Here is a 20204-nt window from a genome sequence, read left to right on the forward strand (position 1 = left end):
GTGACCCGTACGGGAATCGAACCCGTGTTTCAGCCGTGAAAGGGCCGCGTCCTAACCGCTAGACGAACGGGCCACACCCGTTGCCGGGTCGGTGGCGTGGCGGGGCACTTAGGCGGGGGCGTCGAAAGCGTCAAGCCTCGAATTGTGCAACTTGCCGATCAGTCTGCGAAAGCGGCGTCTTCGAGGTGCAGTTCCGCATGCGGACGGCTGCCCCAATCGTCGATCTTTGCGCGGCCTGCCAGCCACAGTCGTCGTCCACGCGAGCCACGGAGAAGGGCCTGGCCCATCTCGCTGTCGGCGGCCCGGAATGCGATTCCCTTAAAGCTTTTTCCGTCATCGCCGCTGGCAATCAGGCGGACATGGTCCGTGCCCACGATATCGCATTTCACGAGCCGCACGGGACCGACTGCTACACGCGGACCTGGCCAGCCAACCCCGTAAGGCCCCCCGGCATCAAGCGTGTCGACCAGCTCGGGCGTGAGACCTCCCGGAGCGACCGCGATATCAAGCAGCATCTCGAGGTTGTCGGAAGCGCGTGCGACCGCCTGCTCGAGATGGCTGTCGAGCCAATCGGCCAGCGCATCGATCTTGCCGGCCTCTACCGAGAGTCCTGCTGCCATCGCGTGTCCGCCACCCTTGACCAGAAGGCCTTCCTCGCGCGCACGGATAATGGCAGCGCCCAGATCTACGCCGGAGATCGAACGTCCCGATCCTTTGCCTTCCCCTGACGCCTCGTCCACCGCGATGACAACCGAGGGTTTGCCGGTCTTTTCCTTGATCCGCCCAGCGACAATGCCAATCACGCCGGGATGCCACCCTTCGCCGCTGAGAACGTGGACGGCACGATTGTGCTGGGCGGCGAGCTGTTCTTCCGCCGCCTGCTGGACTTCGGCCTCGATGGCGCGCCGTTCCTCGTTGAGTGCAGAAAGCTGAGCGGCAATCTGCGCAGCTTCCTCCGTATCCTGCGTGGTGAGCAATCGCACGCCCAAGGTGGATTCGCCGACGCGCCCACCAGCGTTGATGCGCGGTCCCAACGCAAAGCCCAGATCGGAGCAGACCGGACTACGCTTGAGCCGGCTGGCATCGATGAGTGCCGCCATGCCCGTATTGGCGCGCTTGCCCATCACTTTCAGGCCCTGTGCGACGAATGCACGGTTAAGACCATGCAAGGCGGCGACATCGGCGACAGTGCCAAGCGCGACGAGGTCGAGCAGGGCGAGCAGGTCGGGTGCGGGACGGTTCTCGAAATATCCGCTTTCGCGCAGAGTCCGGACGAGCGCGATCGCCAGCAGAAAGGCCACACCAACTGCCGCGAGATGGCCATGCGCTGCGGCAAGGTCGTTCTCATCTAGCCGGTTCGGATTTACGAGCGCGACCGTGCGCGGAAGTTCGGGCGAGCATTTGTGGTGATCGACGACGATCACGTCCACGCCCGCATCGCTTGCCATGGACAATGCATCATGAGCCATTGCGCCGCAGTCTACCGTAACCACGAGGCTGGAGCCGGATTGACCCAGCTTGATCAGCGCTTCGCCCGACGGACCGTAACCTTCCAGCAGGCGATCCGGGATATAGTAGTCCGCATCGACACCGAGCTCCCGAAGCAGCCGGATCAGCAGCGCGGAACTGGTCGCGCCATCGACGTCGTAATCGCCGTAAACGGTGATTTTCTCATTCGTCAGGATAGCCTGCGCAATACGTTCTGCAGCCACGTCCATGTCATTGAATTCGGACGGATCCGGAAGGAAATCGCGCAGGGTCGGGGTCATGTGGCGATCGATGTCGTCGGAAGCCACCCCGCGCGCGAGCAGGATCTGCCGCAGGATGTCGTTGCCGCCCGCGAAATTTCCCTGCCCGAGGTCCATATTGCCTCCGCGCCAGCGCCACGCTTTTCCGGAGAGCGAGCGCGAAACGCCATAAACATAGGGCAGTGCTGATGTAGCCATGCTGATGTTCTACCTTCTACTGCTAGTGCGCAGCAAGCTGCCGCCATTGACAATCGACAGCCATGCTGGATGGTTCAGAGTGAGATGGAAACAGGGCCGCTACTCATAATCTGGCATAGCCGAACAGGCACGAGCGAGTCGCTCGCCAAAGCCGCCAAGGATGGCGCCGGAGAAGCAGCAATCCTTCTTGCCGCGGGCGAGGTGGAACCGGCCGATATCCTCGAGGCGGCTGGGTATCTCTTCGTTTGCCCGGAGAACCTCGCATCGATGAGCGGCTGCATGAAAGAGATGTTCGATCGCTGCTATTACCCGGTGCTGGGAAAAATCGAAGGCAGGGCTTTTGCCACTATCATAGCGGCGGGTTCCGACGGGGAAGGGGCGCAGCGCCAGATCGATCGTATCGCGAAAGGCTGGAGGTTGAAGCGCGTCTTCGATCATTTGATCGTCAATACGGATGCCCAGACTGCCGAAGCGATATTGGCATCGAAGGTTGTCCCTGAAGATCAGTTGAGGACCGCGAGAAGTCTGGGGGAGGCATTCGCCGAAGGCATCGGGCAGGGAATTTTCTAGACGCAGTAGAATCAACCAGTCTGGAAGTAATTCGGCGCAAGAGCCTCGACGTCATAGAGCATTTCGCTAAAGGCTTGAAATCAGTGGGATCGGGGATTTGGGACGCACTATGTTGAAGGGGTCGGTAGAAGCGAATGATCGACCGGCTCCTGTTGATGCCTTATTCTTGATCTTTGATCGCGATCGCCGACCGCAAAGGTCGGATTTGATCGATGCTATCTCGACTATCCAAGACACTTCAATCAGTCACGATCCTTTCGAGCGGGATGCTCTGCACCGTCAAGCTCGTGAAGCTGGCGCTGTCAGGCGGGACGGCACATGGCTGGAATTGCTTAAATGGGGAATGACGTTCGATTGTCTCGGACTTGCTCCAGGACCGAAGCTCGCTTTGCCGCCAGTCAGACATCGACTGAGCATTTCATCCGATATCGACTTGGCCTCTCAGGATACCATCGCGCTTACGCCTGGTCCCCATCTGGCGGATGCATCGAACAGCATTCCTGTCGTGCGAGCATTGCTAGATACTGCGATGGATCTGACTAAGGCTCTCGAAGGTGTTGAATCTCTGTGCTGGGGGCCGAGTGGATCGGCGATGTCTCGGTCGGTTTTCACCTCGCTCGCTTCTTCATGGATTGAGGGAGGACCTTTCCCTGCTCTCGGACTGATTGGATACTATCTCGATCGCGAAGGGCGTCTTCGTTCCGATGGGTTGCAATGGTTTTTGGGCCGTGAGCTGGCTCTCTCGCCGGATCTATCACGAGATCGAAATGCAGCAACGCGCATTGCGATACGATTGATCAATGAACTGATGCCGCTCGGGCGCTTGGATCAAGAGACACGATTCATCTGCGATGAAGGGGAGGAACTGTTCGTCGCGCCGGCCCCCGAGCATCTGATCGAGGTTCGCAAGATGTAAGGAAATCGTTTTGGGTCGCCATCTCTATCTGGACGAGCGCTTTCGCGTGCCTTTTCGTGCGGTCAACCGGCGAGGAGCGCGGGACCATGATCCGGCAATGCAACGACATCATCTTCTGCCGCGGCAATTGCTGAATCGTTCTTGTTTCGGCTCGATGTTCGCTGCGTTGGGACGAGAGCGCATCGGTTTTGACGACTTCAGGATAAACGGCATGCTGTTGCCGTCGTGCGAAAGGGCTGCACAGCGCACGGCATTACCTCTCCACCGCGGCCCGCATCAGGATTACAATGCCATGGTGATAGATCGCGTCGGGGATATCGAGGCCTTATGGACAGTTCGCCGCAAGTCCGATTGCGACGCGGCTGGCCGCGATGCGATTGCCGACTTGAGAATGCTCCAAAACGCGCTTCGCAAGCAGCTTCTGGATGAGGCGCGCCCGATCCGTCTCAATCGCAGGGATCCGACCGGCAAGAGCATCGATTTCTCGGAACTCGATGCCCTGGCCGATGATCTGTGGGCGGCCGCAGCCTAGGCGGTCGCTTCGGCGAGAGCCTTCTTGGCTGTGGTGTATTCGCTTTCCAGCCGGGCTACCATGTCCTCTACCGGGCCCACGTTCTTCACCGTTCCGATACCTTGCCCTGAACCCCAGATGTCTTTCCATGCCTTGGCCTTGGTGTTGCCGCCACTGCCGAAGTTCATTTTGCTCGGGTCACTTTCCGGAAGGTTTTCCGGATCGAGGCCAGCGTTTTCGATGCTGGAACGCAGGTAATTACCATGCACCCCGGTGAAGAGGTTGGAATAGACGATGCCGTCTGCGCTGCCTTCGACGATGCCTTCCTTGTAACCGTCGACGGCGTTCGCTTCCTCGGTCGCGATCCACGGCGAACCGATATAGGCAAAATCGGCTCCGAGAGCTTGCGCTGCCAGGATAGAGCGACCGTGGGCGATCGAACCGGATAGCGCGACCAATCCATCGAACCACTCGCGGATTTCCTGCATCAAGGCGAAGGGGCTGAGCGTACCGGCATGGCCGCCAGCGCCTGCGGCGACCGGGATGAGCCCATCGGCGCCCTTCTCGATGGCTTTGTGAGCGAAGCGATTGTTGATGACGTCATGCATGGTGATGCCGCCCCAACCGCGGACCGCGTCGAAGATTTCTTCCCTCGCGCCTAGGGAGGTGATTACCAGTGGAACCTGCCATTTCGCGCAGGTCGCCATATCCGCTTCGATGCGGTCATTGGATCGATGAACGATCTGATTGACCGCGAATGGCGCTGCCGGGCGATCCGGGTTGTCCCGGTTGTGGGCTGCCAGTTCTTCGGTGATACGATGAAGCCATTCGTCCAGTTCGCTTTGCGGACGCGCGTTGAGAGCCGGGAAGCTGCCGACAATACCGGCCTTGCATTGGGCGATCACCAACTCCGGCCCGGACACGATGAAGAGAGGCGATCCGATTACCGGAATGCGCAGTTTGTCGAACGGGGCAGGCAGGCTCATGCTGGAAGGCTCCTCTACTCTTCTGAAGCAGCGTGCCTATGGCGCAGCATCCGACTTGTCGAGTGTGACGTTACGTAAACGTCAGGCCCCATCCAGCAAGTGTTCCATACCGTATACGCGTGCCGCGGTGCCAGCGAAGAGCGCGCGCTTCTCATCGGCGGAATGGCCTTGTGCCAGGCGCTTGAATGCATTCCACAGGACAGAATAGCTCGCACCCCATCTATCGACAGGATAGTTGCTTTCGAACATCGCGCGATCCGGGCCAAAGCTCTCGATGCAAGTCTCGACGTACGGGCGCCAGAGCGCTGCCAGATGCTCCGACCCGTGACCCTTCGCAGGGCCTTCTTCGGGCATGCCGCAAAATGCCATCGCCAGGCCTCCCAGCTTCACCGATACGTTGGGGCATTCGGCGAGCGCGTGGATCGATCTGCGCCAGCGATCAAAGTTTTCATGCAGTTTGCCGCGATAACTCGCGATGTTGAGCGGTGTGCCGCAATGGTCGAGGATGATTACCTGCTCCGGAAACCTTTTCGCCAATTCGATGACGTCGCCAAGTTGCGGCTCGAGAAGCCAGGCATCGAAGGTTAGTCCGTATTCGGAATAGGCTTCGAAACCGACCAGGAATGCGTCACTGCGATACAGGCCTTCGGGAGCGTGAAACGGCGGGCCGAGGACCTCAGGATCGGCGTCCCACGCACTCGCGTGGCGTATGCCCCTGAAACGCCCGTTCCCCGCAGCGACCAGCGCTTCGACGACAGGGCGGACCGCATCCCCTAGCGTCAAATCGGCATGACCGACAATGCCGGCACAGGGGCGAATATCCCCATAGAGTCCGCTGGCACCCTGCGCGGCCACACCGTTGACGAACTCGACTTCACCGACACTTTTCAGCGCATCGTCTCGAGTGGCATCATAGAATGCGCCGCATTCCATGAAGACCGTGCCAATGATGTTGTGACCCGTGTTGATGTCAGCCATCAACTCGTCGAAAGTGTAATAGGCTGCACCTGCGATCGCTTCGATGAAGTCGTGGCGAGGTTCGGGAAAGGCAGGAACGAGCGGCCTCAGGTCCCACAGGTGATGATGGGGATCGATGATTGGCAGTTCGGGTTCGAGAATTTCTTCCGACATCTTCAATCTCCTGCAAAGGCACTAGGATAGGCCGCCAGATTCCAGTCCTGCCGTCTTGCCACCGGCCTCGTCGAGCGTCTTGTGGATCTTGGCCGGATCGCAATTTGCATCAACACAGTCGACCGAAACGAAAACGCGCCCTTTCCGAATTTCCTGCTCATAAAGAGTGGCAGCGACACCATCCACATCATGGTCGGTCAGCATCTTGGCGATGCCGCTCCCGGTTGCGCCGATAATCCCGGAAAATGCAGCCACGGAAGAGAACGCAGAGGCGGTAAGAGCTCCGGCAACCGCTACCGGACCGACGCCGGGAATGATAAGGATCGCTGTTCCGAGCATTGCACCTGCGATACCGCCGCCAGCCATGGCAGAGGCAATGCCGAGATAGCCATGCCCTTCGCTCGGCTTGTAATCCGCGTCGAGATATTGGCTGGTCCGCCACACCATCGACACGGCTTTGTCCGGAATGCCTTCCTGACGCAGTTTCTCTACGGCCGCTTCTGCGCTTCCCGAACCTTCGAAGACCGCCGTCACTATTCGGGCGGAATTCGATCTCATGTGACGCCGCGCTTCCAGGAAGGTGCGGGCGAACTTGTCTCTTTCGGACTCGCCAGGGAATGTGACCCTCAGCCCCGAGGATTCGTGCAGTTTCTTGACACTCGGCGAGCGCGGATGCCTAAAAAGCGTGCGCAAAAGCATATCGACGGTGGAAGGCCGCAGCACCGAATTGGTGCCCCGATTGATCCATTCCATACGACGCGGGCGAGGGTGCGAACGCTCCAGATAATAAAGCGCCGGCAGATGGTCAGCCTTGATGACGTAGAAGGGGTCTTCCAACGGGATTGCTACTCATCCAGCGGCGATAACAGCCTGTTTTATTGCGATAGTGACCCTGTTCTTACCATACACAGTATGTTGCGCTTGTATAGAACCAGCATGCAATCCCGCTGTGGGACACAATTAGTCTCGGGGCGCTCTCGATACTGCGGAATTTGCCGCGCTAAGCACCGACCGAACACTGGCTGTCGCGACATCTTCATCGATGCCGCATCCCCATATAGTGTTACCCTCTCCGTCGCGGCATTCGAGATATGCCGCGGCCTGGCTGTCGCGACCGGTGGTCAGTGCGTGCTCGCTATAATCAATAATTTCGAGTTGCAGGCCAAACGCCTTTTCGATGGTCGAAAGCACCGAGGAGATCAGGCCGTTGCCGCGGCCGGAAACGCTTTGCTCGACACCATCGACAGCGATCGTCCCGCTGAACAGCCTGGTGCCGTCCGATGCGCGCCGCTCGTCATAATCGACAAGCTGGAAGCGCTTCTCGCTGGTTTGGACGTGGTAAGCCCGTTTGAAGGCTTCCCAGATGTCCGCTGCGCCCAGTTCGCGGCCGAGCTCGTCTGCCATGCGCTGGACATGGGGGCTGAAATCGGCCTGCATTTTCTTCGGCAGCTTGAGGCCCTGATCCTGTTCGAGGACCCATGCAAAGCCTCCCTTGCCGGATTGCGAATTAACGCGGATGACCGCCTCATAAGTGCGCCCGAGATCGGCAGGATCTATTGGCAGGTAGGGGACGCGCCAATGAGGATCGTTCTGCACCTCATGGGCCGCGAATCCCTTCTTGATTGCGTCCTGATGGCTGCCCGAGAACGCGGTGTAGACCAGCTCGCCGCCGTAGGGATGGCGCTGGTGCACGGGCAGTTCGTTGCAGTACTCCACCGTCTCGATAACCCGGTCAATGTCGGAGAAATCGAGGCGGGGATCGATACCCTGCGTGTACATGTTGAGCGCCATCGTTACGAGGCAGCAGTTCCCCGTCCGCTCGCCGTTTCCGAAAAGGCATCCTTCAACTCGGTCCGCTCCGGCCATCAGGGCCAGTTCGGCTGCAGCAACGCCGGTGCCACGATCGTTATGGGTGTGAAGGCTGATGACCGCACTGTCCCGATTGGGCAGGTTGCGGATGAAATATTCCACCTGGTCTGCGTAGATATTCGGAGTGGCCGCTTCCACCGTCGCAGGCAGGTTGAGGATGATCGGATGTTCGGGAGTGGGGGCAAGAACTTCCATCACCGCTTCGCAAACCTCGAGGCTGAAATCGAGCTCTGCGGTTGAGAATGTTTCCGGCGAATACTGGAAGTGCCAGTCGGTGCCCGGTTGCTGCCCCGCCTCGTCGCGCATGACCTTGGCACCGCGAACGGCGATATCGCGCACCTGCTCCCGCGTCATGCCGAAAACGACTTCGCGCCATGCGGGGCTGACCGCGTTGTAGAGGTGCACAATGGCCTGCTTCGCCCCCTTGAGACTGGCGAAGCTCGTACGGATCAGGTCTTCCCTGCTTTGGGTGAGGACTTGCACCAGCACATCGTCCGGGACGCGGCCTGATTGGACGAGGCCGCTGATGAAATCGAACTCTGTCGCGCCCGCGCTGGGAAAGCCGACTTCGATCTCTTTCACGCCGATCTCGACGAGGAGATCGAAGAAGCGGTTCTTCTTGTGCGCATCCATCGGATCGACGATTGCCTGGTTCCCGTCCCGAAGATCGGTCGACAGCCAGCGGGGCGGGGCGGTGATTGTTCTGGTTGGCCACTGACGATCGGTCAGGGGGACCTGGGGAAAGGCCGAGTATTTGGCGCTGGGGTCGCTGAGCATTGGCATGGAGAAACTCGTATCGGGGTTCGGCTATCGTCGGAAAGGCCCTTGGGTGCGCGGTGCACCCTGATGGCACACCGAGTTCACGCCCAAGGGCGTGTAAGTCGCAGAAGTAGTCCGATGCGGTTCATAGCATGATGAATTGCGCAATTTTTCGCGCAGGACAAGGTGAAGTTTTCTTTTCTATCGCCAACGCAGGCGATCGCGGGTCAATTCTTGCACGTTTGTAACACCCATGAGGCGCATGCCCCGCTCGATTTCGTCCTGCAGTATGGCAAGTGCGCGCTCGACACCTTCCTGGCCGGCCGCGGCGAGAGCATAGAGGTAGAGCCTGCCACCGGATGCAGCGGTTGCGCCCATCGCAAGGCTTTTCAAAACGTGGGTGCCACGCCGAACGCCGCCGTCGCAGATGATTTCGATCTCGCCTCCGACGGCATCGACGATTTCCTGCAATTGGTCGAAAGGGGCGCGGCTGCCGTCAAGCTGCCGTCCACCATGGTTCGAGATCATGATCGCGTCCGCTCCGATCTCGACTGCGCGCCTTGCATCGGCAGCGCTCATGACGCCCTTGAGGCAGAACGTGCCGCCCCAGTCCTGCCGTATCCGTGCGGCGGTGTCCCAATCCATGTTCGTGTCGAGCATGGTGTTGAAGTAATCCTGGATGCTCACGGCCTTGCCGGTTCCCTCCTGCACATGGCCATCCAGGTTGGGCAGGCGGAACCTGGGGGAGAAAATGTAATTGAGTGTCCAGTACGGCCGCGTCGCGTAACTCCACAGCGATGAGGCGGAAAAGCGGGGCGGGGTGGTGAATCCCGAGCGCAGGCAGCGCTCCCTCTTGCCCGATACGATCGTGTCTACTGTGAGCGCCAAAGCGTCGAAGTGGCTTTCCTGACAGCGTTCGATCATGCTCGCGTTGAGGCCCTTATCCTTGTGGACGTAGAGCTGGAACAGCTTGGGGCCGCTGGTCAGGCTGGCGATTTCCTCGATCGAGTGTGTCGCCAGGCTCGAGATACCGAACCACAGGCCGAATTTCTCCGCAGCGAGTGCGACTGCGCGCTCGCCGTCGCGGTGGAAAGCTCGCTGCAGGGCTGTCGGGCTGAGCATGAGGGGAAGCTCGCTCTTTCGCCCCATGATGGTGCAGCTAGTGTCGATCTCGCCCACACCGGCAAGTACGTCCGGCACCAGGTCGACACTGTCGAACGCGCTGGTGTTGCGGGCCTTCGTCAGCTCGTCGTCTGCGGCACCGTCGATATAGTCGAAGACCGGCCACGGCAACCGAGCCTTGGCCAGCTTGCGGAAATCATCGATATTGTGGCAGTCGGACAAGCGCATGCGGACCGTCGTGAAGGCTCGCGATGCGCTTGTCGAGAGGCCTTACTGCAGTTCGAAGGCTGCGCTTATGTCGAGGTCGACTTCGCTTCCGACTACTGGCGCGAGGTAATCGATACCCCATTGCGTCCGGTCGATTGTTGCGCGCGCGTGGAAACCGACTGTGCGCGCTTCGTTCATGGGATTCTGGCCTGCGCCGGTGAAGTCGACGAGCATGGTGACCGGACCGGTGTTGCCGTTCATCGTCAGCTGTCCGGTAACAACCGCCGATGTGTCGCCGACCCGGCGAACGGAAGTCGAAACGAACCGTGCCGCTTCCGGATCTGGGCCGAAGAAGTCTGGTTCCGCCCCGTCCTTGCCCGGGCGCAGGAGATGGTCGCGCAAGCCCTCACTAGGCACGGCCACGCTGGTGATGGGGATCGAGATGTCGAAACTGCTCGCTTCGATGTCCGCAGGATCGAAGGTCATAGTGCCCTCGATATCGCCGAACAGTCCAAAGTAGTCGTTGAAGCCGAAGTGGCTCAAGCTCCACTGCACGAGGGTGTGCGCGGGATCGAGGGCGTAGTTGCCGGCAGCGACGCGGCTGGCGTCGACGGCACCCGGCACCTGGCCTTTTCCCTGGGCAGAAAACGAAGTGACGGCTAGGCCTGCGCTGGTGGCGAGGGCTAGGGCGAGGATCGGCTTTTTCATGTTCGGTCTCCTGCGGGAATGCCCTCTTGCAAAACCGCAGCGCCAGCCTCGTTCCTGATTAGGCGACACGAAAATCCGATCACTCTAACCGAGTGCGCGACGTTCGTCCGGTGTGAGCCTTCGCGGAGTGGCTATCGGCTGCAATGTCATCGGATCGAACAGCGGATTGCGCCTCCGGTCGCCGGAAAAAATATCGCGGATCAGGCGCTTGAAGAAGCTGCGCAGCAGGGCGTTCATCGAAAGTGGCTTCAGGCCATCGGTGTTGCCGGGAGCGTCTTCCAAGAAGAGGTGTCCCCGTACCGGACCAAGGGCTGCGCGTCCTCCCGGTTCGCAATTCGCGACAAGCACGGTTGTATAGGGAAGCTTCCCGTTCGCGTAGGTGTTGAACATCGGCGTGTCGCAGCACTTTGCAAACCAGCGTAAGGTCGGCTTGTCGGTCATGTGAAGACCTGCAAGCTGGTCCGCGCCCGAATAGAATGCGAGCCGGGCGCAACGGGTCTGGTAAAGTTCGGTCCCACCAGCCTCGTCCAATATGCGGTCTTCTGCACCGAGGAACTTCGGTACCGACTGGCAATCGGTGCAGTGACAATAGACGTGGTCCCCTTCACCGGGACCGACATCTTTCACGACACCCGTCACGGTGCCGCAAGCGCAAGAGAAGGCGAGGTCCGTCATGACCTCACCCTCTCCGTATCGCGCTGAACCGCAAAGGGTTTTCGACTAATTGCGTTCTTTGTCGACGAGCTTGTTGGCGCCGATCCACGGCATCATGGCGCGAAGCTGCGCTCCGGTCTTCTCGATCGGGTGGGCTGCTGCGGCCTTGCGGCTGGCCTTGAGCTCGGGCTGTCCCGCCTGGTTGTCGAGCACGAAATCTTTCACGAAGCGACCCGACTGGATGTCCTTGAGCACGCGGCCCATCTCGGCCTTGGTCTCTTCGGTGATGATGCGCGGGCCGGTCTTGATGTCGCCATATTCTGCGGTGTTCGAAATCGAATAGCGCATGTTCGCGATGCCGCCTTCATAGAGCAGGTCGACGATCAGCTTGGTTTCGTGGAGGCATTCGAAATAGGCCATTTCAGGCGCGTATCCGGCCTCGACCAGCGTTTCGAAACCGGCCTGGATCAGGTGGGTGATCCCGCCGCAAAGCACTGCCTGTTCGCCGAAGAGGTCGGTTTCGCACTCTTCCTTGAAATCGGTCTCGATGATGCCCGACCGACCGCCGCCGACTGCGCTGGCATAAGAGAGCGCCAGTTGCTTGGCGAAGCCGTTGCCGCCGGATTGGATGCTTTCCTGGTGGACGGCGATGAGGCAGGGGACGCCGCCGCCCTTGATGTACTCACCGCGAACCGTGTGGCCGGGGCCCTTGGGGGCAATCATGATGACGTCCACGTCAGCGGGCGGATCGATCAGGCCGAAGTGAATATTGAGACCGTGCGCGAAGGCGAGGGCGGTTCCGGGACGCATCTTGCCCGCAACCTCGCCCGCATAGATCGCAGCCTGGTGCTCGTCGGGCGCGAGGATCATGAGCACGTCGGCCCATTCGGCGGCTTCCGAGACAGTCTTGACGGTGAAGCCTGCGCCTTCGGCTTTCTTTGCCGTGGCCGAGCCTTCGCGCAGGGCAATGACGACTTCGCCCACACCGCTGTCGCGAAGGTTCTGCGCGTGAGCGTGGCCCTGGCTGCCGTAACCGACAATGGCGACCTTCTTGTCCTTGATCAGCTGCTGGTCGCAATCGGCGTCGTAATAAACTTGCATTTCTAACCCCATATTAGGCGCGGTCTGGCCCGCGCATCATACCAACGATCCCCGAGCGGCCGACCTCGACGAGGCCGAGTTCACGCATCAGGACGATGAAACTGTCGATCTTGTCCGGCGCGCCGGTTAGCTCGAAAACGAAGCTTTGCGTCGTGGTGTCGACGACATTCGCGCGAAACAACTCTGCAATGCGTAGCGCCTCGACCCGGTCGTCGCCCTTTCCGGCGACCTTCACCAAAGCCAGTTCGCGTTCGACGTGCGCGCCGTGTTCGGTCAGGTCGATGACCTTGTGGACCGGTACCAGCCGCTCCAGCTGGGCGCGGATCTGGTCGATCACCGGCTCGGGACCGCGGGTCACGATGGTGATCCGGCTGATCGCATGGTCTTCCGATATGTCGGCCACCGTCAGGCTGTCGATATTGTAACCGCGCGCGGTGAACATGCCGGATATCTTGGCAAGAATGCCGGCTTCGTTGTCGACGATCACGTTCAGGACGTGACGTTCGCTGGACTGCTCGGCGATTTTCACGGCTGGCGCTCCTGCCAGACAGGTTCGAACATGCGGCCTTCTCCGTCGTAATCGCGCAGGAAATCGCGTCCGCGGCGGACCGCTTCGAAATTGTCGGTCTGGCGCGAGAGATCGAGCTGGTCCAGTAACAGAACCCAGCTGCCATCGTCGCGTTTTTCGGCAACATCCATGCCGATGAAACGGTGCCCGTCATCCTCGAGCCAGTCGAGCAGACGCTCCGCATCTTCGCGCGCGAACCATTTCTTGCGTTCTGCGCGCTGCGCGAATTGGGTGGGGATTTTCATATGCATACCCATCACACCAGCGCCTTCGCTTCGTCGTCCATCGTGCCCCCGACCTGGTCGCCATAGAGGAGCATCTCCGTATGCGCCGCACCGCTCGGGATCATCGGGAAGCAATTGGCATCCTTGGCCACCTGGCAATCGACGATCACCGGCCCGTCATGGGCGAGCATCGCCTCGATCCCCGCATCGAGCTGGCTTTCATCCTCGATACGAATGCCCTTCCAGCCATATGCTTCGGCCAACTTCACGAAGTCGGGCAGGCTGTCGGAATAGCTGTTCGAATAGCGGCTTTCATAGGTCAGTTCCTGCCACTGGCGGACCATGCCCATGTATTCGTTGTTGAGGATGAAGACCTTGACCGGCAGGCGGAACTGGCTCGCCGTACCGAGCTCCTGGATATTCATCTGGATACTCGCTTCACCGGCAATATCGATGACGAGGCTGTCGGGATTGCCCAGCTGCGCGCCGATGGCGGCCGGCAGGCCGTAACCCATCGTGCCGAGGCCGCCGCTGGTCAGCCATTTGTTGGGGCCCATGAAGCCGAAATACTGCGCCGCCCACATCTGGTGCTGGCCGACTTCGGTAGTGATGATGGGATCGCGGTCCCTGGTTAGCGCGAACAGGCGCTCGATGCTCTTCTGCGGCATTATGACATCGGAACGTTCGGGATAGGCGAGGCAATCGCGCGCCTTCCAGCCGAGGATACGCGCCTGCCATTCCGACAGGTCGTTGGGTTTGCGCGCGCCCCATTCCTGCAGCAGCTGGTCGAGCACATTGCCGCAGTCGCCCACGATGCCGAGATCGACCGGCACGATCTTGTTGATCTGCGCGCGGTCGATGTCGATGTGAATCTTCTTCGCCTGAGGAGCGAAAGCGTCCAGCCTGCCGGTCACGCGGTCATCGAAACGGGCACCAACTGCGATGATGAGATCGGCCCGGTTCATCGCCATGTTGGCTTCGTACGTGCCATGCATGCCAAGCATTCCGAGCCAGTCGGGATGGTCTGCCGGAAAGGCCCCGAGGCCCATGAGGGTGCTGGTAACAGGCGCGCCGGTTGCCTTCTGCAATTGGCGCAAGCGCTCCGTTGCCTTGGGCCCGGCGTTGATGACACCGCCGCCGGTATAGAAGACCGGGCGTTCAGCCTGCGCCAACATCTGGATGGCCTGCTCGATCTCGCTCGCGCTGCCGTCGACTTCTGGCTGGTAGCGATGCGAGGGCAGGGGCGCATCGTCTTGGTCGCCCCAGGATGCGAGCGCGATCTGAACGTCCTTGGGAATGTCGATCACAACCGGTCCGGGACGCCCGGTAGTAGCAATGCGGAAAGCTTCCTCGATCGTGGCGCGCAGGCGCTCCGGATCTTTGACCAGATAGTTGTGCTTGGTGCAGTGGCGCGTGAGACCAACGGTATCGGCTTCCTGGAAAGCGTCGGTGCCGATCAGGCCGGTGGGGACCTGTCCGGTGATGACCACCATAGGTATGGAGTCCATGTAGGCGTCGGCGATGCCGGTGACTGCATTGGTTGCGCCCGGACCACTGGTGACAAGGACAACGCCCGGTTTGCCGGTCGAACGCGCGTAGCCTTCAGCCGCGTGGGCAGCGCCTGCTTCATGGCGAACGAGGATGTGCCGGATATCGTCGTCTGCAAACAGCTCGTCATAGATCGGCAGCACTGCACCGCCGGGGTAGCCGAATACGAATTCGACACCCTGCCGCTTAAGGCATTCGATCAGGATTGCGGCGCCGCTGCGCTCTTCCGACACGGGTATTCCTCCACTTCCAGTCACAAATCGGCCCGGCGCTGGGGTCATAGCACCGGGCCGACAGGAGCCTCCGTATGAGTAACGAATAGCGCGTTGTCAACTCGATTTGCGTAACAAAGAAACAAAATGATCCGCCAAAGCGTCATTAATGTTACTCGTTCGCGGCCATGTCTCCGGCGGCTGGTGCCTGAACCACGTGTATTGCCGTTTGGCGTACCGACGTGTCGCAATCTGGCCAGCGACGATGGCTTCATCCCGCGATAGCTCGCCTTTGAGATAGCCCGCGATTTCGCGGACACCGATGGCGCGCATAACGGGAAGCTGGGGATCGAGGCCTCGCTCGAGCAAGCTTTCCACTTCCTCGACCGCGCCACCTTCCATCATCAAGACAAAGCGGCGATCGCAGCGCTCGTATAGCCATTCGCGTTCGGGCAGCAGGACAAGCGGGGAAAGGCTGATTTCCCCAGCGATACCGCCTGTCTTGCGTGCCTGCCAATCCTTAAGCGTTCGGCCGGTCGATCGCACGACTTCGAGTGCCCTTGCGGTGCGTGCAGCATCGGCCGGCGCAAGGCGGGATGCGGCCTCCGGGTCCTCTGCCTCCAGCGCTTCGCGCGCCTCTGACTGGGATAGAGCTCTTACCTCGTCACGTAGACTTTGGACGATAGAAGGTACGGGCGCGATGCCTTCCAATAGCGTGCGCATGTAAAGTCCAGTACCGCCGCATAGGATCGGTATCGCACCTTCGTCGTGAAGTGCGGAAATTTCGCCTTTGGCGGCTTCGGCCCAGTCGGCTGCCGAGCACGCGGTCGCACCGTCCCATGCACCGTACAGGCGATGCTCGATGCCCTGCATCTCTTCTTCGTCGGGCCGCGCCGAAAGGGCCTGGAGATCGGAATAGACCTGCGCGCTGTCGGCGTTGATGACGACGCCGCGTCCGCCGCCTTCTTCGATGGCTTTCGCAAGGCGCACCGCCAGATCGCTCTTGCCGCTTGCGGTCGGCCCTGCGATGAGCGTCACCGGTTTTTCAAGAGACGGTTCTTCAGGAGAATAGGCAGTGCTCATCGCGCGACTGATAGCAGAGCAGGAAGGACTGGAAACCCGCCTAGAAAAGGCGCGGGCAGGATTGGACGAGGCGGGAATGCCGCTGGCGTCCGCTGCCATGATGGATTTCTGCGGAGAAGTTCTCGAAATCACTTTTCCCGCCGGACAGGCCGATACGGTGACCGACATCCTGTCCGATGCGTTTGGCGATTGCGACATGCTGGTGGCCGATCATGCAATCGAAGTCCCGCGCCTGTTCGTTTCCGACATGGATAGCACGATGATCGGCCAGGAATGCATCGACGAGCTGGCCGACTATGCCGGCATCAAGGAACACGTCGCCGAAATCACCGAACGCGCGATGCGCGGCGAGCTCGATTTCGAGGCGGCGCTCAGGGAACGCGTCGCACTGCTCGAGGGGCTGGACGAAACGGCCATCCAGCAATGCCTCGATGAACGCATCCGCCCCGTCGCGGGTGCGCGTATATTGGTCCAGACCCTGCGAAGCCATGGCTGCCGCCCTGTCCTCGTCACCGGAGGGTTCCATCATTTTGCAGACCCGGTGGCAGAGATGCTCGGCTTCGACCGAGTGGTCGGCAATCGCCTCGCTGTAGCCGACGGCGAGCTTACCGGAAAACTCGCAGGGCCCGTCAGCGATGCATCGACGAAGCTTGCAACGCTGGAAGAGGAGCGCGGTCAGCTGGGCGAGGGCGCGCGGGTTCTGGCGACCGGGGACGGGGCCAACGACATACCCATGATCGTCGCTGCAGATTACGGCGTCGCGTACCGCGCCAAGCCCAAGGCGAGGGATGCCGCAAGCGGCCGAATTGTCAGCGAAGACCTTACAGTTTTGCTGTCTCTTCTAGGGATTGCGCGATCCGATTGGGTAGAAGGCTGAAATTGAGACGGTTTTTTGGCGCATCCGTCCAATAGAAATCGCCAATACTGGGCTACCACCCTGATCGGGATCAAAGATGGTAGTCGACGTTACTCATATGGCCGGACCGGGCGTAGATCATGCTGCAGACGGAATTCCGTTCCGGCACCCGGCACGGCCGCATCGCAAGCGCAATCTTCGGCGCGCGCTCCATCACTATCGAAAGCTGGTCGAAAACAAGGAAGACACCTCGCACGTCTTCCATATTTACGACGCGCTACCTTCCGAACATTTCGAACCTGATGCCGAGCGTTTGGCCTTGACCGATCATGGCGAAATGCTCCGCAAGTCGGAGCCTTATCTTCCGCACATCCTGGACGACCACAAAGCGTTGAGGGCCCTGCCCAAGGGCACGGTCGGACAGGCCTATTGCGATTTCATGCAGGCGCAGGGACTGACCGCTGAAGATCTGGCGAGGAAGGGTACATGGTCCGGCAGGCCGATCTACGGCGATATGATCGAATGGTTCGGCTGGAGACAGCGCGATACGCATGATCTGCTGCACGTAATGACAGGCTATGGCCGGGACACGCTGGGAGAGGCGTGTGTCCTCCTGTTTACCCACGGTCATTCGCCAAGCCCGGCACACTTGCTTCTCGGATACTCCGGCGCCCTGAAGATCAGGCAGTCAGTGCAGACGCAGGCGCCTGTCATCGATGCTGCACGCGAAGCACGCCGCGCGGGCAAGGTCTGCGCTGGGCTTATCGGGCATCCCATCCGCGAGGTGCTGCACATGGACCTGCATCACGCCCGCCAGACCTTGGGCTTTTCGGAACCGGTCGCTTACCGCCGCTGCCACGAGATCTGGCAGGACGAGAATATCGACCCGCACCAGCTCCTGGCGCGCCAGGCCTGACGGGTCAGAGCCAGGAACTGATCGTCGACAGGGGTTTCTTGTCGAGAGCGTGTTTGGGGACCGTTGCCCCTTCTGCGGGAAGGCCGGCAACCACGACCATCAGGGGCTTCTCGTGTTCCGGCCGTTCACAGATTTCGCGGAGGAATCCCATCGGGGAAGGGGTATGTGTCAACGTCGCGAGGCCCGCTTCGTGGAGCGTTGCGATAAGCATTCCACAGGCGATCCCCACGCTTTCGTTGACGTAATAATTCTGCGTCTTCCCGTCTTCGGCGATACCGCCTTTGCGCTGGGCGAAGACGACGATCAGCCATGGCGCGGTTTCCAGGAAAGGCTTGTCTGCATCGGTCCCCAAAGGGGCAAGCGCCTCGAGCCATTCCTCGCTCGCCTTGCCGGAATAGAAAGCGCGTTCTTCGGCTTCGGCGGCTTCGCGAATGGCGCGTTTCCTGTCTGGCGAGGAGACCACGGCAAAATGCCAGGGCTGGTGATTGGCGCCATTGGGCGCGGTGCCTGCCGCCTCGATCGCGGCCTCGATTACCTCGCGGGGGACCGCTGCATCGGAAAAATACCTGCAAGTGTGCCGCTGCTTGAGGCTGTCGCGCATCGAACGCGCGCGCTCGATGCGCGTTTCATCGTCCATCGCGGGCAGAGAATACGGTACGGTTTCGTGATCCAGCATGACCCCTCCTATTCCTGTTTCGGCGGTGAAAGGGAACCCGTTACATGGACAGGCAATTTACAGTATTGTAAGTTGCTGCCTGCAATGGAGTCTCGCATGGCACTTTCTGAACGTCCCCTCGTGCATCCGGAACGCAAGACCAGCGGCATTCGTCCGCTCAAGGCGTGGCAGCATTTCCGCAAGCTCGTTGCCGACAAGGAAGACACCGCGCAGGTGTTCCACATTATCGAGTCGCTGAAGGGCAAACGCAGCCACCTGCAGGCGTGGAGCTTCGTGCAGTCCGATGAGGGGCGCCGGTTCCTCAAAAACGGAACCGACATCCCGGCAATGCTCGACGATCACGAGCGTTGGTCCGACTGTGGCCCGAATACGGTGGCCGCGAAGTACATTGCCTTCATGAAGCGCGAGGGATTGTCCGCCGCTGGATTGGTGGCGGAATCGCACAGGTTCAATCCGCCGGAAAATCGCCATGACGATCTGACGGAATGGTATTTCTGCCGCCTGCGCGACACGCACGACCTCTTCCACATCCTGACCGGTTACGGGCGTGACGCTCTGGGCGAGGCCGCGTTGCTCGGCTTCAGCTACGAACAGAATCTCAATCCCGGCGTGTTGTTCATCGCTTATGCCGGTGCGCGCCAGATCAAGAAGGGTACGGGGACTTCCGCCCCGATCTTTGCTGCGATCAATGAAGGCCGCCGGCTCGGCAAGGCGGCGAAGAAGCTGGCGCATATGGATGTCGAGCAAGTGATGCGCGAGGACATCGAAGTCGCGCGCAAGCGGCTGAACGTCGGGAAGCCCGAGACCTATTTCCGCTGTCTTGAAATCATGCGCGGTGAAGGCCTTACCGAAGACCAGATCATGCCGCCGCAGCAGCAGGCTGCCTGATCTTCAGCGCAATTCCTTGCGGATGGCGAATTTGAGGCCCGACCAGGTCTCGTCCACTGCGCATTTCTTAGTGTCCACAAACCCCAGCGCCAGCCCCGCTTCGCGCACCGCGTGTTCGTCGATTTCGGTCGCGACGCCTGATGCCTGTTTCGGCCAGCTGACCCAGACATGGCCATCGGGCGACATCGCATCGCGCAGCACAGCCAGCTTCTCTTCCATCGCCGTTTGATCGGTTACGAAGATATGGGCCGCGTCCGGTCCGGCCTCAGGACCCGGGACGAATGTCAGTTCCAGTGCGTATTCATCGATCTCGTCGATGATACTTTCGGGCATGCCGTCGAACCACACGGTAAGTCCGTCCCTGAGGGACAGCTTTTTGGCGAGGGGTGTGTCGGAATAGCCAGCGCTCATCGTTTCAGTTCCAGTCCTGCATGCCGCAATCGCCCAGGTCGACTGCAAGGTGCCATAGCGCGCCCACGGCGAAAGCGCGAACCCACCACTTGGGCACCAGCAGCATCGCGCAATATATGCCGGCAGCGATCCAGCCGTGAAGCGGGTGGAAGCCGATGCTGCACCGGTCGGGATCGAATATCGGATCGGCCAGCAAATGATCGAGGTCGATCAGATTTGCCGAAACGATGACCAGCCCCGCGCGGAGCCAGTTCTTCGCCCATAGGAGCCGGGCGATCAGGAAGGGGGCAAGCCAATGCCCGCCATAGTGAAGTGCAAGTTGAAGCAGCGCCACGGGCGCTG

22 protein-coding genes and 1 tRNA gene are annotated in these 20204 nt (G+C 60.4%); 6 read left to right on the forward strand and 17 right to left on the reverse strand.

The window, feature by feature from the left end:
- Position 1 precedes the first annotated feature (1 nt).
- Together GRI34_RS03180 and recJ are read right to left on the reverse strand one after the other, a co-directional pair.
- Positions 2–73 (reverse strand) — tRNA-Glu (locus tag GRI34_RS03180).
- Between the two features lie 85 nt (positions 74–158).
- Complete coding sequence (recJ, locus tag GRI34_RS03185; RefSeq protein WP_160594700.1) at positions 159–1946, reverse strand: single-stranded-DNA-specific exonuclease RecJ; 1788 nt, start codon at positions 1944–1946, stop codon at positions 159–161.
- An 84-nt stretch (positions 1947–2030) separates the two neighbouring features.
- On the opposite strand from recJ, the gene GRI34_RS03190 reads away from it, so the two are divergent.
- From GRI34_RS03190 to GRI34_RS03200, 3 genes are all read left to right on the forward strand, one after another.
- Entirely contained in the window at positions 2031–2516 is a 486-nt protein-coding gene (locus GRI34_RS03190) for a flavodoxin family protein (RefSeq protein ID WP_160594701.1), read from the forward strand.
- Between the two features lie 109 nt (positions 2517–2625).
- Positions 2626–3432, forward strand: coding sequence for a hypothetical protein (locus tag GRI34_RS03195; protein WP_160594702.1), 807 nt, complete (start codon positions 2626–2628; stop codon positions 3430–3432).
- 10 nt (positions 3433–3442) lie between these two features.
- Positions 3443–3964, forward strand: coding sequence for an AHH domain-containing protein (locus tag GRI34_RS03200; RefSeq protein WP_234028140.1), 522 nt, complete (start codon positions 3443–3445; stop codon positions 3962–3964).
- On the opposite strand, the gene GRI34_RS03205 is transcribed toward GRI34_RS03200, so the two are convergent.
- The 12 genes from GRI34_RS03205 to miaA form a co-directional block, all read right to left on the reverse strand.
- Positions 3961–4929, reverse strand: coding sequence for an NAD(P)H-dependent flavin oxidoreductase (locus GRI34_RS03205; RefSeq protein WP_160594703.1), 969 nt, complete (start codon positions 4927–4929; stop codon positions 3961–3963). The genes GRI34_RS03200 and GRI34_RS03205 overlap by 4 nt on opposite strands.
- An 81-nt stretch (positions 4930–5010) precedes the next feature.
- On the reverse strand, positions 5011–6060 hold the full coding sequence (locus GRI34_RS03210; RefSeq protein WP_160594704.1) for an amidohydrolase family protein: 1050 nt from the start codon (positions 6058–6060) through the stop codon (positions 5011–5013).
- A 21-nt stretch (positions 6061–6081) separates the two neighbouring features.
- Complete coding sequence (locus GRI34_RS03215) at positions 6082–6618, reverse strand: hypothetical protein (protein WP_160594705.1); 537 nt, start codon at positions 6616–6618, stop codon at positions 6082–6084.
- Positions 6619–7020: 402 nt separating this feature from the next.
- On the reverse strand, positions 7021–8712 hold the full coding sequence (leuA, locus tag GRI34_RS03220; protein WP_160594706.1) for a 2-isopropylmalate synthase: 1692 nt from the start codon (positions 8710–8712) through the stop codon (positions 7021–7023).
- Positions 8713–8889: 177 nt separating this feature from the next.
- Positions 8890–10038 carry an alpha-hydroxy acid oxidase gene (locus GRI34_RS03225; protein ID WP_160594707.1) on the reverse strand — a complete coding sequence of 383 codons (1149 nt, stop codon included), beginning with the start codon at positions 10036–10038 and terminating at the stop codon, positions 8890–8892.
- Between the two features lie 42 nt (positions 10039–10080).
- Positions 10081–10725, reverse strand: coding sequence for a YceI family protein (locus GRI34_RS03230; RefSeq protein ID WP_160594708.1), 645 nt, complete (start codon positions 10723–10725; stop codon positions 10081–10083).
- An 84-nt stretch (positions 10726–10809) separates the two neighbouring features.
- Positions 10810–11400: a DUF6151 family protein gene (locus GRI34_RS03235; RefSeq protein WP_160594709.1), complete on the reverse strand. Its 591-nt coding sequence runs from the start codon at positions 11398–11400 to the stop codon at positions 10810–10812.
- Between the two features lie 45 nt (positions 11401–11445).
- Complete coding sequence (gene ilvC, locus GRI34_RS03240; RefSeq protein ID WP_160594710.1) at positions 11446–12480, reverse strand: ketol-acid reductoisomerase; 1035 nt, start codon at positions 12478–12480, stop codon at positions 11446–11448.
- Between the two features lie 13 nt (positions 12481–12493).
- Positions 12494–13009, reverse strand: coding sequence for an acetolactate synthase small subunit (gene ilvN, locus GRI34_RS03245; RefSeq protein WP_090479858.1), 516 nt, complete (start codon positions 13007–13009; stop codon positions 12494–12496).
- Positions 13006–13293 (reverse strand): hypothetical protein, encoded by a 288-nt coding sequence (locus GRI34_RS03250; protein ID WP_160594711.1) that lies wholly within the window; start codon positions 13291–13293, stop codon positions 13006–13008. Before GRI34_RS03250 ends, ilvN begins: the two co-directional genes overlap by 4 nt.
- 11 nt (positions 13294–13304) lie before the next feature.
- The gene (gene ilvB, locus GRI34_RS03255; RefSeq protein WP_160594712.1) at positions 13305–15053 is read right to left on the reverse strand and encodes a biosynthetic-type acetolactate synthase large subunit; all 1749 of its coding nucleotides are present in this window, start codon (positions 15051–15053) and stop codon (positions 13305–13307) included.
- 96 nt (positions 15054–15149) lie between these two features.
- Positions 15150–16115 carry a tRNA (adenosine(37)-N6)-dimethylallyltransferase MiaA gene (gene miaA, locus GRI34_RS03260; protein ID WP_160594713.1) on the reverse strand — a complete coding sequence of 322 codons (966 nt, stop codon included), beginning with the start codon at positions 16113–16115 and terminating at the stop codon, positions 15150–15152.
- Here miaA and serB point away from each other — a divergent pair.
- Both serB and GRI34_RS03270 read left to right on the forward strand, forming a co-directional pair.
- Positions 16108–16992: a phosphoserine phosphatase SerB gene (gene serB / locus GRI34_RS03265; RefSeq protein WP_160594714.1), complete on the forward strand. Its 885-nt coding sequence runs from the start codon at positions 16108–16110 to the stop codon at positions 16990–16992. The two genes, miaA and serB, sit on opposite strands and share 8 nt — an antisense overlap.
- Positions 16993–17068: 76 nt before the next feature.
- Complete coding sequence (locus GRI34_RS03270) at positions 17069–17887, forward strand: Coq4 family protein (protein ID WP_160594715.1); 819 nt, start codon at positions 17069–17071, stop codon at positions 17885–17887.
- Positions 17888–17891: 4 nt separating this feature from the next.
- Here GRI34_RS03270 and GRI34_RS03275 read toward each other — a convergent pair whose 3' ends face one another.
- Positions 17892–18563 (reverse strand): nitroreductase family protein, encoded by a 672-nt coding sequence (locus GRI34_RS03275; protein ID WP_160594716.1) that lies wholly within the window; start codon positions 18561–18563, stop codon positions 17892–17894.
- Between the two features lie 96 nt (positions 18564–18659).
- On the opposite strand from GRI34_RS03275, the gene GRI34_RS03280 reads away from it, so the two are divergent.
- A complete protein-coding gene (locus GRI34_RS03280) occupies positions 18660–19451 on the forward strand; it encodes a Coq4 family protein (RefSeq protein WP_160594717.1) in 792 nt (263 codons plus the stop codon).
- A 3-nt stretch (positions 19452–19454) separates the two neighbouring features.
- Here the strand turns inward: GRI34_RS03280 and GRI34_RS03285 are convergent, their stop codons facing one another.
- The gene (locus GRI34_RS03285; RefSeq protein WP_160594718.1) at positions 19455–19862 is read right to left on the reverse strand and encodes a YdeI/OmpD-associated family protein; all 408 of its coding nucleotides are present in this window, start codon (positions 19860–19862) and stop codon (positions 19455–19457) included.
- Positions 19863–19866: 4 nt separating this feature from the next.
- Positions 19867–20196 (reverse strand): DUF6122 family protein, encoded by a 330-nt coding sequence (locus tag GRI34_RS03290; RefSeq protein WP_160594719.1) that lies wholly within the window; start codon positions 20194–20196, stop codon positions 19867–19869.
- Positions 20197–20204: the final 8 nt, after the last annotated feature.

The organism is Qipengyuania aquimaris, assembly GCF_009827445.1.
Lineage (GTDB): Bacteria > Pseudomonadota > Alphaproteobacteria > Sphingomonadales > Sphingomonadaceae > Qipengyuania > Qipengyuania aquimaris.